The organism is Nocardioides sp. R-C-SC26, from assembly GCF_021246465.1.
In the GTDB taxonomy this organism is placed as follows: domain Bacteria; phylum Actinomycetota; class Actinomycetes; order Propionibacteriales; family Nocardioidaceae; genus Nocardioides.
In genome coordinates this window covers 1-12,738 of record NZ_JAHRHK010000020.1, presented here as the reverse complement: position 1 = coordinate 12,738, position 12,738 = coordinate 1, and the positions used below count along the sequence as shown (strand labels likewise).

Sequence of the window (12,738 nt, the reverse complement as noted above, 5' to 3'; positions counted from 1 at the left end):
GACGGCGGACGCCCCCCGGCCCCCGGCGGCCGGCGCCGGCGCCCGCCGCGCCGATCAGGCTGTGCGCGCGGCGACGCCGGGTCCCCGAGCGCTCGATGATCGTGGTGCGCGGCCAGGGCGCCGTCGTGGTGGTGCCGAGATGGTCGAAGGCCGCTCGCAGTCCGGCGACCGGCACCTCGAGCGTGAGCGAGAGTTGCGCTGCTCCGTGCTGGAGCTCGCGCTCGGCCTGCTCCAAGGGCAGGCCGATCTCGCGAGCCATCTGCTCCATAGTGACCGCCGCGAACTGGGTGAGCAGCAGCGCCTTGCGCTGGGCGGTGGGGAGATTCCCCAGGGCCTCGACGATCGCGGCCGACTGCGGGTCGGCCGTGCGCTCGCGGTGGAAGAGCCGCGTGCTCGCGCGGCGCTGGGCGAGCCGCCACGCGTGCGGCCGTACCACCGTCTCGGGGTCGTCCATCCGCTCGAGCTTGCGCCAGTGGTGTGCGGCGACGACGAAGGCCTGCTGCACGGCTCGGCGCGCGGCCTCGCTGTCGCCGGTCAGCGCGAAGGTCTGCACGAGGAGGCGGTCGCGGGCGTCGCGGTAGAACGCATCGAACCGGGCGGAATCCCGCATCGCACCTCCTGCACGCTCGTTCGCTGACCTGGTCGGCCACGCCGACCCTCGACCGACGGCCGCACGGGAGCAGCGGACGACGGGCGACCACCGGGTGGGCCCATGCCGCGCCGTCACCGGTCGCGACAGCCACGGGGCACGGTAGCCGACGGCGTGGCAGCGCCGGGGTGCCGCTCCGGCGGGTGAAGATGGCGGGGCCATGGCTACCAGGACCTCGACCCGAATCGGCGCGACATCCGGCTCCGCCGCTCGCACGAAGGATCGCTCGACCGGCCGTACCGCGGCCCAGGTGCGGGCCGAGTTGGCGACCCGGCGCCCGGTCGCGGTCGTGGCGACGCTCGCCGGCGTGACGGCGGCGGTGGCTCCGCTCCTCGTGCTGCTGGCCTGTGGGGTCATGGGATGGTTCGCCACCGACGGCGGGGCACACGGTGCTCCTCGCGACGGGCTGCGGGTCGGCGCGCTGCTCTGGCTGATGGGTCACGGCTCGGGGGTTCAGCTCGACGGCGTCGCGATCACGGCGATGCCCTGGGGCGTGACCCTCGTGGCGGCCTGGGCGATCTGGCGATCCGGTGTGCGCGCCGGCGAGTCGGTGTCGGGTCACGGTCCCGATGCCGACGGCGTCGCCGACGGGCAGCGCGACCTCGTGGTGCCCGTGACGGCCGGAGTCTTCGCAGCCGGGTACGTCGTGACGGCGGTGCTGGTGGCGACCCTGGCCGCAACCCCGTCGACCGCGCCCGACACCGGGCACGTGATGGCGTGGTCGGTGCTGCTGTGCCTGGCGGTGGCCGTGCCCGCGATCGCCGTGGGATCCGGCCGCGCCGCTGTATGGACGGCGCCCCTGCCTGCGCAGGTCGCGGACACGCTCGACCTGCTGCGGCGACTGCTCGTGGCGTGGGTCCTGCTCTGCCTGGTCGTGCTCGCCGTCTCGTTCGCCGTCGATCTGAGCACGGCCGCCAACGTGCTCTCGCTCATCGGCGCGGAGGGCCCCGAGAGCCTCATCGTGGTCGCGCTGACGCTGCTGATCGTGCCGAACGCCGTCGCGTTCACGGGCTCGTACCTGCTCGGTCCGGGCTTCGCCGTCGGTGCAGGCACGGTGGTGAGCCCCACGACCGTCGTGCTCGGCCCGTTGCCAATGGTGCCGTTGCTCGCAGCGCTGCCCGACAACGGCCCGACCCCGGGCTGGACGCCGTGGTTGATGGTGCTCCCGGCGCTGGTCGCCGCCTACGCGGGCGGGCGGTCGCTGTGGCGTCGTCCGACCGTGCGCTACGACGAGGCGATCGTGCGCGCCGTGATCGCCGGCGCGGGTGCGGCGGTGCTCGTGGCCATCGCGGCAGCCGTCGCGGGCGGCGCGGTCGGGCCCGGCCGGATGGCCGAGGTCGGTCCGTTCGCGATGGAGACCCTGTTGCGTGCGCTGCCCGCTTTCGTGCTGGGTGCCGTCGCCGGTGCCTGTGCCGTGACGTGGTGGAACGGCCGGTTGCTCGCCGGGACGTCGGAGCCGGTCGACCGTGACGACGACGCCGAGGGCCTCACCGAGGATGTCACCGACGTCGAGCAGCGCTGACCGATCGACAGCACCACCGGGTCGCGTCACTACGATGAGCGCGTGCCGAAGCCAGCCCGTCTCGTCGTCCTCGTCTCCGGCGGCGGCACCAATCTGCAGGCGCTCCTGGAGGCGACCCAGGACGACGCCTACGGGGCGCGCGTCGTCGCGGTCGGTGCCGACCGCGAGGGGATCGAGGGCCTGGCGCGTGCCGAGCGTCACGACGTCCCGACGTTCGTCGAGCGAGTCGGCGACCACTCCGATCGCGATGCCTGGGACGCCGCGCTGACCGCGGCCGTGTCCGAGCACGAGCCCGACCTCGTCGTGCTCGCCGGTTTCATGAAGCTCGTCGGGCCCGCTTTCCTCGAGGCCTTCGGTGGCCGCACGGTCAACACCCACCCGGCCCTCTCGCCGTCCTTCCCGGGGATGCACGGGCCCGCCGACGCGCTCGCGTACGGCGTGAAGGTCACCGGGGCGACGCTGTTCGTCGTCGACGCGGGGGTCGACACCGGGCAGATCGTGGCCCAGACGGCGGTGCCGGTCGAGGACGACGACGACGTCGAGTCCCTGCACGAGCGGATCAAGGTCGCCGAGCGCGCGATGCTCGTGGAGAACGTCGGCCGGATGGCCCGCGAGGGCGTGCGGATCGACGGACGGCGGGTGCGTTTCGGGCGTGCGACACCGGTATCCTGAGCCCCACACGACTGGCGCGGGTGGGCCACCACCAGGGAGTGACGCCGGAAGCATCGACCGCCTGGGTGCTTCCTCCATCCGAATCTTCCCCGGAACTGGAGCCCGTCACATGTCCGACCCCGCCGGTCTGATCCCGATCAAGCGCGCACTCGTCTCCGTCTTCGACAAGACCGGGCTCGAGGAGCTGGTCCGAGGTCTCGCCGCGGCCGGGGTGGAGCTGGTCTCCACCGGCGGCTCGGCCAAGCTGATCTCCGACCTGGGGCTGCCGGTCACCAAGGTGGAGGAGCTCACCGGCTTCCCCGAGTGCCTCGACGGTCGGGTCAAGACCCTGCACCCCCGGGTGCACGCGGGCATCCTGGCCGACCGGCGCCTCGACGCCCACGTCGCGCAGCTCGACGAGCTCGGCGTCGCGCCGTTCGACCTGGTGGTCGTGAACCTCTACCCCTTCGCCGCGACCGTCGCCTCGGGCGCCAGCGTCGAGGACTGCATCGAGAAGATCGACATCGGCGGCCCGTCGATGGTCCGCGCCGCCGCGAAGAACCACCCGAGCGTCGCGATCGTCACCGACGGCGCCGACTACACCCGAGCCCTGGAGGCCGCGCAGGGTGGCGGCTTCAGCTACGACGAGCGCAAGGCCCTGGCTGCCAAGGCGTTCGTGCACACCGCGACGTACGACGTGCAGGTGGCCTCGTGGATGAGCTCGGTGCTGACCGACACGTCCGAGGGCACGGGCTTCCCGGCGTGGGTCGGGGCCACCTACGAGAAGTCGGCGGTCCTGCGCTACGGGGAGAACCCGCACCAGCAGGCGGCTCTCTACCTCAACGGCTCCGGTCCGACCGGACTGGCCCAGGCCGAGCAGCTGCACGGCAAGGAGATGTCGTACAACAACTACGTCGACACCGACGCCGCCCGCCGCGCGGCCGGCGACTTCACCGAGCCCGCGGTGGCGATCATCAAGCACGCCAACCCGTGCGGCATCGCCGTCGGTACCGACATCGCGCAGGCCCACCGCCGGGCCCACGAGTGCGACCCGGTCTCGGCGTTCGGCGGTGTCATCGCCTCCAACCGCCCGGTCAGCGTCGAGATGGCCCGCCAGGTCGCGGAGGTGTTCACCGAGGTGATCGTGGCACCGGGCTACGAGGACGGCGCTGTGGAGATCCTGGCCGGCAAGAAGAACATCCGCATCCTCGTCGCGGACGCCGTCTCCGGCGCCGCGGTGGAGACCCGCCCGATCTCCGGTGGGCTGCTGATGCAGACCGTCGACCGGGTGGACGCCGTCGTCGACGGCGGCGGGGACGACCCGAGCACCTGGACGTTGGCGACCGGCGAGGCGGCCTCGCCAGAGGTGCTGGCCGACCTCGCGTTCGCCTGGAAGGCGTGCCGCGCGGCCAAGTCGAACGCCATCCTGCTGGCCAAGGACGGCGGCTCGGTGGGCATCGGGATGGGCCAGGTCAACCGGGTCGACTCCTGCAGGCTCGCCGTCGAGCGGGCCAACACCCTGGTCGACGGCGCCGAGCGGGCTCGTGGGGCGGTGGCTGCCAGCGACGCGTTCTTCCCCTTCGAGGACGGCCCGCAGATCCTGATCGAGGCCGGCGTGAGCGCCATCGTCCAGCCGGGTGGCTCGGTGCGCGACCAACTCACCATCGAGGCCTGCGGGGCCGCCGGCGTCACGATGTACTTCACCGGCACCCGCCACTTCTTCCACTGATCGCAGCCGCGCGAGCGGGTGCGGTCGTCGGGGGGTGCCCTTCGAGACGCTCGCTGGGCTCGCTCCTCAGGAACCGCAGCGACCGCGACTGAGGGACGACGTCGCGAAAGCGGGTCGAGACCCGGTGGGCCGAGAGGGTGCGGCGGGGAGGTCCGCCGCGCCCGAGGCTGCGCGACGGACGAATCGGGGAGGCGCGGCGGCGGAGTGCAGGAGCACAATGCGGAGGGTGGGGTTCTTCTCGGGGCTGCTGCCCGCATCGAAGCTGGAGCGCGACCTGGCGTTCCAGTGCGTCCTGTCCGCGTTCGCGACCGGATCGTTCCTGACCGGGACGGCGGTCTTCTTCACCCAGATCGTCGGCCTGAGTGGTGCGCAGGTCGGACTCGGCATGTCGGCGGCCGCCGCGGTCAGCCTGGCGTTGTCGGTGCCGTTGGGGAGACTGAGCGACCGCGTCGGGGCCAAACTGCTGTGGGTCCTGACGGCCTTCGCCGAAGCGGCGTTGTACCTGACCTGGCCGCTGATCGACGGCTTCGCCCTCTTCGTCACGATGCTCGCGGTGCTCGCCGTCGTGGAGACCGCCGGACGCTCGGCGCGCGAGGTGTACCGGATCGCGGTGTTCCCGCGCGAGACGCGGGTCCGCTCGATGGCCTACATGCGCGCGGCACGCAACGTGGGCTACACCCTCGGCGCCGGCGCCGGAGGCATCGCGCTCGGCATCGGTACGCGCGAGGCGATCATCGCCGTGCCGCTGCTGACCGGTGGCCTGTTGGTGCTCAACGGGCTGATGATCGGCCTCCTTCCGCAGGTCGCGCGCCCCGCCCTCACGCAGACCGCGCTCGAGCAGGCCGGTCCGGCGGCGCTGCGCAACGCGGGCTTCGTGGTACTCGCGGTGTGCAACGGCGTGCTCAGCTCCAATCAGGTGCTGCTCAACGTCGTGGTGCCGCTGTGGCTGGTCGAACGCACCGACGCCCCGCAGACCCTGCTGGCCTGGCTCTTCGGCACGAACACGGTGCTCGCCGTGCTGCTGCAGGTGCGCGCGGCCCGAGGCGCGGAGACCGTCGACGGCGCCCTGCGCGCCGTGCGGTGGTCGGGATGGGCCTTCGTGCTCTCCTGCCTGGTCATCGGCGTGACCCACGAGACCGTCGGATGGGTCTCGATCGTGCTGATCTGGATCGGCCACATCACCATCACCGGCGCGGAACTGTGGCAGTCGGCGTCCGGATGGGCGTTCGCGGCCGAGCTCTCCGACCACCGCCGGCTCGGCGACTATCAGGGCGTGTGGGGGATGGGCTACCAGATCGAGCCGATCATCTTCCCGGCGCTCTACACCTTCTTGGCCCTGCACTGGGGTACGCCCGGCTGGGCCGTGATCGCCGTCATCGCCGTCACGGCGGCAGCCGTCTCGCACCCGGCGGCGCGCGCCGCGGAGCGCCACCTGGTGCGGATCGGTGCACCGATCGGCTCCTGACGCCGGGTCCGCGACCGCCTGGGCACACTGCGCCGAGGTCGAAAGGTGAGCGCTCGGGTGCGGCACTAGCGGCACGTCCGGGAGGTTCTGATGCGCTTCGCGCACCCCCCGGCACGCACCCCGCGGCGTTGCCGGCGCTTGCGAGACGACCCGGTATGGCTGCGCGCCGGCGCCTTGCGCTGCACGCACCGGGAGCGCGCCAACCGTTTCAGAACGTCTCGGACGCACCACTAGACTCCGCGCGTGAGTGCGCAGAAGTTGGACGGCACCGCTACCGCAGCGGCTATCAAGGACGAGTTGCGCGTGCGGGTCGCCGCGCTGCGCGAGCGAGGTGTGACGCCGGGCCTGGGAACGGTGCTGGTCGGTGACGACCCGGGCTCGCGGTGGTACGTCGGTGGCAAGCACAAGGACTGCGCCGAGGTCGGCATCGAGTCGATCCGTGTGGATCTGCCCGAGACGGCGAGCCAGGCCGAGATCGAGGAGCACGTCGCCGCGCTCAACGCCGACCCGACGTGCACCGGCTACATCGTCCAGCTGCCGCTCCCGCGGGGCCGCGACGAGAATCGGGTGCTCGGGCTCATCGACCCCCGTAAGGACGCCGACGGCCTGCATCCGACCAATCTGGGGTGGCTGGTGCTCGGCACCGAGGCGCCGTTGCCGTGCACGCCCTTCGGCATCGTGGAGCTGCTGCGTCGTCACGACGTACCGCTGAACGGCGCGGAGGTGTGCGTGGTCGGCCGCGGGGTCACCGTGGGTCGCCCGCTCGGCCTGCTGTTGACCCGTCGCTCGGAGAACGCGACCGTGACGCTGTGCCACACCGGCACCCGCGACCTCGCCGCGCACACCCGCAAGGCCGACATCGTGGTCGCCGCGGCGGGTGTGCCCGGCATCATCACCGGCGACATGGTCAAGCCCGGCGCGGCGCTCCTCGACGTCGGCGTCTCGCGCGTCGACGGGAAGATCGCCGGCGACCTCGCCGACGACGTCTGGGACGTCGCCGGCTGGGTCTCGCCGAACCCCGGCGGTGTGGGGCCGATGACCCGCGCGATGCTGCTGTCGAACATCGTCGCGATGGCCGAGGCGAAGCTCGGCTGAGGCCGGTGTCCGCGATGTCCACTGAGTCCGAGGGTCTCCGCCAGCCCGGCGACCCCGGCGAGCCCGACGAGGCGCTGAGTTCGGCAGCAGCGCTCTCGGACGCCGGTGACGACCAGCCACCGGACGAGGAGCCGAGGCGCTACCCCTCGACGATCGGCGGCGCGTTCTACATCGCGATTCTGGTGGTGGCGACCCTGGCGGTGGCGGTCGTGATGGCGCACGAGTGGCGCTGGGGTGTGCGCATCCTCGCCGGCTGCCTCGGGACGGCGGGGCTGTTGCGACTCGTCCTGCCCCAGCGCGACGCGGGCATGCTCGCTGTCCGGCACCGGCTCATCGACGTCGCGCTGCTCGTCGGCGTGGGCGCAGCGCTCTACTGGCTGGCCGGCAGCATCCCCGACCAGCCGGGCTGATCGGCGATCTGCCCGGAGGCCGTCAGGCGCAGGGTGAGCCAGAGGCTGAGCAGATCGTCGGGATCGTCGCCGATGCCGAACAGCGTGCGAGCGCGAGCCAGTCGGTATCGCACGGTGTTCACGTGCACCGTCAGCGACCGCGCCGTCGCCGCGACGTCCATGCCCTGCTCGCACCAGATCCGGATCGTCGTGGCGAACTCGGTGTCGCGGCGTGCGTCGTGCTCCAACATCGACAGCGCTGTCGGGGACAGCAGCCGCGGCTCGTCGGTCGCGAGTCGGGCCAGAGTGAACAGGGAGAGTCGACTCCGGCACGCGTCGGCGGTGATCAGCGGCCCTTCTCCCTCGCGTCGGGGCAGGAGCACGAGAAGATCGGCGTCGTCGCGCGACCTATCCAGCGCATCTGGCCGCTCGACAGCACCCCCGACGCCGCCACGCAGATGCAGGCCCAGGCGCAGCCCGCGCTCGACGATGACGTCGACGTTGCTCGCCACGCGATCGATCTCGGTGACGATCGGGCCACTGAGCAGCACGTAGACGGTCGTGCCGGCCGTGGCGAGTCCGGAGCGGCTCTGCCAGCCGCTGAGATAGGCCGAGACGACCCCGAGGAAGCGCTGCCAGGCGATCTGCTCCAGATCGGTGGTCCACGTGGTCGAGGTCAGGGCGACGACGGTGAAGGGGCCGCCCTGGTCCAGCCCGAGCCGCCGTACCGAGAGCTCGGCGTCCGGGCCACCGCCGAGGGCGCGCAGCGTCAGGTCCGCGCGCTGCCGGTGCATCACCTCCGCGGCAGTACGCACGCGGAGCAGGTGCAACGCGATGATCTCCGCGGCACGGCCGAGGATCATCAACTCGTCCTCGCCCATCGCGCTCACCCGGCGGTCCGGGGATCCCTCGGCCGCGGGATCGTCGGGGGCAGCGGAGTCGGGGGCGCCGGGTGCGGGCAGGCCGACGTCGATGGCCCACAGCGACCCGAGCAGTTGGCCGCCCGCGCGCACCGCGACGGCGACCCGGTCCAGGTCTCCGGGCCGTTCGCCGCGGATGTGCACCGGACCGTGGGCGGCGTAGACGCTGGCGTACTGACGGTCGTTCTCGGGCAGGTCGGGCACCTGGCGCCCGATGATCGCGGCTCGTCGATCCTCGTCGATGACCTGCCCCGCAAGGGTGGAGTAGGCAAGCACCTTGCGGGCCGGGTCCTCGATGGCGATCGCTCCTCCGACCATGGCTGCGACCGAGTTCGCCATCTCGAAGAGGTCCTCGCTGCCGTCCCGGGGCTCGAGGCGCTGGAGCACGGTGCCGATCAGCGAGTCCAGATGCAGCCAGGCGGCCTCGGGTGGTGCACCCAGCACGGGTAGCGGTGCGTCGTCGAGACGCGCGCCCGGCTCGGTGCGCAGCACGACCGCGTCGTAGCCGGAATCGGCCAGGGCGCGCAGGGTGCCGAGATCGTCGATCCGCACGCCGACCCCCAGCACGACCCCCGACGCCGGACCGGTGGTGGGAGCGACCGGATCGTGCACGGTGCATCCCACGCCGCGCACCGGTGCAGTCGGGTCGCCACCGACGAGTCGGATCCCACTGTCGGCGAGGCGGTCGGCGAGCTCTCCCGCGGTGACCTGGGTGCGCATCGGCGCAGATTAATTGTGTGATCACATACCTGTCCAGCAGTGAGGTTGTTGGATCCGACAATGACAGGAAGCGTCTGCCTCCAGCAGCATCACGCCATGCTCATCCGTGACAGCCACGATCTGGCCACCCTGGCCCAGGTCGAGGTGCTGTTCCGTCGGGTGTGGGGAGCCACCTCGGAGTCGCCGATGCCGCTGGACGTGCTGGTCGGCCTGGCACATGCAGGTCACCAGGTGGCCGTGGCCACCGACGGGGCCGGGGATGTGGTCGGCGCCGGCGTCTGCCTGCTCGGCGCCGAGCCGTCGAGTTCGTACTCGCTGCTCGTCGGGGTCGCCGCTCACGCGCGGGGTGGGCTCGGTGCCGCGATCAAGAGGCATCAGCGGTCCTGGGCTCGTGATCGTGGTGCGAGCACGATGCGCTGGACGTTCGACCCGCTCGTCCGACGCAATGCCTGGTTCAACCTCGGGCGTCTCGGTGCCGACGCGGTGGCCTACCAGCCCGATTTCTTCGGCGAGATGGCCGACGAGATGAACGCGGGCGACCGCAGCGACCGGTGGGTGCTCGTATGGGACCTGGCATCGGCCTCACCCCGCACCGACCTCGCGGATCCGGATCGCAACGCGACATGGCGTCGCGCCATCGAGGGTCCCGATGGGGAGGTGGCGGTGCTGGAGTCCGAGCCCGACGAAGGCGGTCTGACGACGACCTGGGTCCGGGTGCCCGACGACATCGTCGCCCTCCGCGCCGCCCGCGACCCGAGCGTGCCGATCTGGCGTGAGCTGACCCGAGCCTGGCTCGGCGGGCTGATGGACGAGGGCCATCGCGTGAGCGGGTTCACGCGCGGCGGCTGGTACCGCCTCTGCGGTGCGCCGGCACAGACGGCGGTGGTCGGGTGAGCGCCTCGACGCTCGAGCGGCTCGACCTCGCCGAGGATCCGCTCGCGCTGACGCCGTCGCGGATCGACCTGGTCGAGGTCGGCCTGCCGCTCGTGCGCCCCTTCCGCACCTCCTTCGGCACGTCGACGACACGGGCCGCCCTCCTGCTCCGCGTCGAGACCGCCGACGGCGTCGTGGGGTGGTCCGAGTGCGCCGCCGACCCCGAGCCGCTCTACTCCGAGGAGTACCTGGCCGGCGCCGAGCACGTCCTCCTCGAACACCTGCTGCCGAGGCTCGCAGCCAGCGGCCGGCGCTGGTCGGCGGGCGGTGTCGCGGACCTGCTCGCCCCGATCGCCGGACACCGGATGGCCAAGGCGGCGTTGGAGACGGCGCTCCTGGACGCCGGTCTGCGCGCCATCGGAAGGTCGTTCGTCGACCACTTCGCGCAGACGCTCCCCGCGGGGGCCACGCCGCAGGCCCGGGTTCCCGCCGGCGTCTCGGTCGGTATCGCCGACTCGCTCGACGCGCTGCTCGCCGAGGTGGCCGAGTACGTCGACCGGGGCTACGTACGGATCAAGCTCAAGATCGAGCCCGGTTGGGACGTCGATCCGGTACGGGAGGTGCGCCGTTCCTTCGGGGACATCGCTCTGCAGGTCGACGCGAACGCCGCCTATCGGATCGACGTCGCCGAGCACGTCGCGGCACTCGTCGCGCTGGACGAGTTCGACCTGCTGCTGGTCGAACAGCCGCTGGCTGCCGAGGACCTTGCCGGTCACGTCGCACTCGCTCGTCACCTCGCCACTCCGATCTGCCTGGACGAGTCGGTGCGCTCGGTTCGCGACGCTCGCGGCGCGGTCGAGCTCGGCGCGTGCCACATCGTCAACGTCAAGCCGGCTCGGGTGGGTGGGTACCTCGAGGCGCTGCACCTGCACGCGTGGGCGCTGGGCTCCGGGGTGCCCCTGTGGTGCGGTGGGATGCTCGAGACCGGCATCGGACGGGCGGCGAACCTGGCACTCGCAGCGCTGCCCGGCTTCACGCTCCCCGGCGACGTCTCGGCGTCCGACCGCTACTACGCGCGCGACCTGACGACGCCGTTCGAGCTGAACGGCGGTGCGATCGCCGTGCCCACCGGCGCCGGCATCGGTGTCGCGGTGGACGACGACGCGCTGGCCGCGGTGACCCGCCGCCGACACACGTGGACCCCGTCGTGACGAGGTGGTTGATCCGCGGGGCGCGCGTGCTCGACGGCACGGGGGCGCCCGAGCGGCCGGCCGACCTCGTCGTCGTCGACGGCCGCGTCGACGCGGTGCTCGACCGGGGACCGGGCGAGGGACCCGCCCGTGACGCGCACCCGCCGCCGGCCGGATTCGACTCGCTGCGGGTGCTCGACGCCGAGGGCCTGATGGTCTGCCCGGGCTTCATCGACGTGCACTCCCATGCCGACGCCTCCGCCCTGCTCGCTCAGCCCGACACCAGCAAGATCCTCCAGGGCGTCACCACCGAGGTGGTCGGCAACTGCGGCGTGTCCCTGGCCCCGCTCGGCGCTGCCTCCGCGGCCGGCAGCACGAGCGAGGTCGCCCAGCGGCTGAGCGCCGGGGGCGTCGAGTCCGACTGGCATGACGTCGACGCCTACTTCGCCCGGCTCGACCGTGGCACCCAGATCACCAACACGATGCACCTGATCGGCCACGGTGCGATCCGAGAGGCGATCGTCGGCTCCGAGGCGCGAGCCGCCTCGGCCGACGAACTGCGCGCGATGCAGAGCCTGCTCGACGACGCCTGCGCCGCGGGGGCGGTCGGTCTCTCGTCCGGGCTGATCTATCCGCCCGGCGTGTACGCGGGTCCCGAAGAGCTGCGTGCCCTGGCCACGGTCCTGGATCATTCGCGGGTCTACGCCACCCACGTGCGCAACGAGTCCGACCTGATGCTGGAGGCCGTCGCGGAGGCCATCCACACCGTCGCCGGCGCCCGATGCGGGCTCCAGCTCTCACACCTGAAGGCGACCGGACGGCGCAACTGGGGCGCCACGGCCACGGCCCTGAAGCGGCTCGACCACGCCCGCGACGGGGGAGCGCGGGTGCACCAGGACGTCTATCCCTACACCGCGGCGTCCACCGCGCTCGCGGCGTGCCTGCCACCGTGGGTGCATGCCGGCGGAACGGTGGCGGCGCTGGCACGGCTCGACACGCCGGCGGACCGCGACAGGATCCGCCGCGAGCTCGACGCGCCCGGCCCGCACGCCTGGGACAACCCGGTCGCGGCCGCCGGCTGGAGCGGCATCGTCGTCGCGGCGACCGATTCCGGTGCCGACGAGGGCCTCAGCCTGTCCGCTCTCGCCGAGCGGGACGGCGTCGACCCGTTCGACGCGCTGGTCGGCGTGCTCCTCCGCGAACGCGGACGCGCGGTGATGGTCGAGCACTCCATGTGCGAGGAGGACGTCGTCGGCGTGCTCGCGCACCCGGCGACCATCGTCGCCTCCGACGGTCTGCCGCCTACGCTCGGCTCTCGCCCCCACCCTCGGCTCCACGGCACCTTCCCGCGGGTCCTGGCGCGCTACGTGCGCGAACGGGGTGTGCTCGACTGGCCTGAGGCGGTCCACCGGATGACCGGTCTGCCGGCCGCGGCGTTCGGGGTTCCCGACCGCGGCGTGGTGCGGCCCGGAGCCGTCGCCGACCTCGTCGCCTTCGACCCCCTCGCCGTCGCCGGTCCCGCCGCGTACGCCCAC

The 12,738-nt window shown here is 72.5% G+C and carries 11 protein-coding genes; 9 read left to right on the top strand and 2 right to left on the bottom strand.

Going from position 1 to position 12,738, the window contains the following annotated elements; translation table 11 throughout:
* Positions 1–610, bottom strand: a 610-nt coding sequence (locus KSO97_RS15440; protein ID WP_232680437.1) for a hypothetical protein, incomplete at its 3' end; no start/stop codon positions are given.
* 199 nt (positions 611–809) lie between these two features.
* Here KSO97_RS15440 and KSO97_RS15435 point away from each other — a divergent pair.
* From KSO97_RS15435 to KSO97_RS15410, 6 genes are all read left to right on the top strand, one after another.
* Positions 810–2,171 carry a DUF6350 family protein gene (locus KSO97_RS15435; protein WP_232680435.1) on the top strand — a complete coding sequence of 454 codons (1,362 nt, stop codon included), beginning with the start codon at positions 810–812 and terminating at the stop codon, positions 2,169–2,171.
* A 42-nt stretch (positions 2,172–2,213) separates the two neighbouring features.
* Positions 2,214–2,843 carry a phosphoribosylglycinamide formyltransferase gene (purN, locus tag KSO97_RS15430; RefSeq protein WP_232680433.1) on the top strand — a complete coding sequence of 210 codons (630 nt, stop codon included), beginning with the start codon at positions 2,214–2,216 and terminating at the stop codon, positions 2,841–2,843.
* A 109-nt stretch (positions 2,844–2,952) separates the two neighbouring features.
* Positions 2,953–4,551 carry a bifunctional phosphoribosylaminoimidazolecarboxamide formyltransferase/IMP cyclohydrolase gene (gene purH / locus KSO97_RS15425; RefSeq protein WP_232680432.1) on the top strand — a complete coding sequence of 533 codons (1,599 nt, stop codon included), beginning with the start codon at positions 2,953–2,955 and terminating at the stop codon, positions 4,549–4,551.
* A gap of 217 nt (positions 4,552–4,768) precedes the next feature.
* Complete coding sequence (locus KSO97_RS15420; RefSeq protein ID WP_232680431.1) at positions 4,769–6,016, top strand: MFS transporter; 1,248 nt, start codon at positions 4,769–4,771, stop codon at positions 6,014–6,016.
* Positions 6,017–6,259: 243 nt separating this feature from the next.
* Positions 6,260–7,111 carry a bifunctional methylenetetrahydrofolate dehydrogenase/methenyltetrahydrofolate cyclohydrolase gene (locus tag KSO97_RS15415; protein ID WP_232680430.1) on the top strand — a complete coding sequence of 284 codons (852 nt, stop codon included), beginning with the start codon at positions 6,260–6,262 and terminating at the stop codon, positions 7,109–7,111.
* A 14-nt stretch (positions 7,112–7,125) separates the two neighbouring features.
* On the top strand, positions 7,126–7,521 hold the full coding sequence (locus KSO97_RS15410) for a DUF3017 domain-containing protein (protein WP_232680429.1): 396 nt from the start codon (positions 7,126–7,128) through the stop codon (positions 7,519–7,521).
* Here the strand turns inward: KSO97_RS15410 and KSO97_RS15405 are convergent.
* Complete coding sequence (locus KSO97_RS15405) at positions 7,482–9,140, bottom strand: CdaR family transcriptional regulator (RefSeq protein ID WP_232680428.1); 1,659 nt, start codon at positions 9,138–9,140, stop codon at positions 7,482–7,484. The genes KSO97_RS15410 and KSO97_RS15405 overlap by 40 nt on opposite strands.
* Before the next feature lie 96 nt (positions 9,141–9,236).
* On the opposite strand from KSO97_RS15405, the gene KSO97_RS15400 reads away from it, so the two are divergent.
* The 3 genes from KSO97_RS15400 to KSO97_RS15390 form a co-directional block, all read left to right on the top strand.
* Positions 9,237–10,034 carry a hypothetical protein gene (locus KSO97_RS15400; RefSeq protein WP_232680426.1) on the top strand — a complete coding sequence of 266 codons (798 nt, stop codon included), beginning with the start codon at positions 9,237–9,239 and terminating at the stop codon, positions 10,032–10,034.
* Positions 10,031–11,224 carry an o-succinylbenzoate synthase gene (gene menC / locus KSO97_RS15395; protein WP_232680424.1) on the top strand — a complete coding sequence of 398 codons (1,194 nt, stop codon included), beginning with the start codon at positions 10,031–10,033 and terminating at the stop codon, positions 11,222–11,224. The genes KSO97_RS15400 and menC overlap by 4 nt, the downstream gene beginning before the upstream one ends.
* The coding region (locus KSO97_RS15390; RefSeq protein WP_232680422.1) for an amidohydrolase family protein at positions 11,221–12,738 on the top strand (1,518 nt) is incomplete at its 3' end. The genes menC and KSO97_RS15390, both read left to right, overlap by 4 nt.

Bases quoted from the DNA above. Each gene is read 5' to 3' on its own strand.
- KSO97_RS15435 (WP_232680435.1), top strand. From the start codon at position 810: ATGGCTACCAGGACCTCGACCCGAATCGGCGCGACATCCGGCTCCGCC.
- purH (WP_232680432.1), top strand. From the start codon at position 2,953: ATGTCCGACCCCGCCGGTCTGATCCCGATCAAGCGCGCACTCGTCTCC.
- KSO97_RS15420 (WP_232680431.1), top strand. From the start codon at position 4,769: ATGCGGAGGGTGGGGTTCTTCTCGGGGCTGCTGCCCGCATCGAAGCTG.
- KSO97_RS15410 (WP_232680429.1), top strand. From the start codon at position 7,126: ATGTCCACTGAGTCCGAGGGTCTCCGCCAGCCCGGCGACCCCGGCGAG.
- KSO97_RS15405 (WP_232680428.1), bottom strand. From the start codon at position 9,140: ATGCGCACCCAGGTCACCGCGGGAGAGCTCGCCGACCGCCTCGCCGAC.
- KSO97_RS15400 (WP_232680426.1), top strand. From the start codon at position 9,237: ATGCTCATCCGTGACAGCCACGATCTGGCCACCCTGGCCCAGGTCGAG.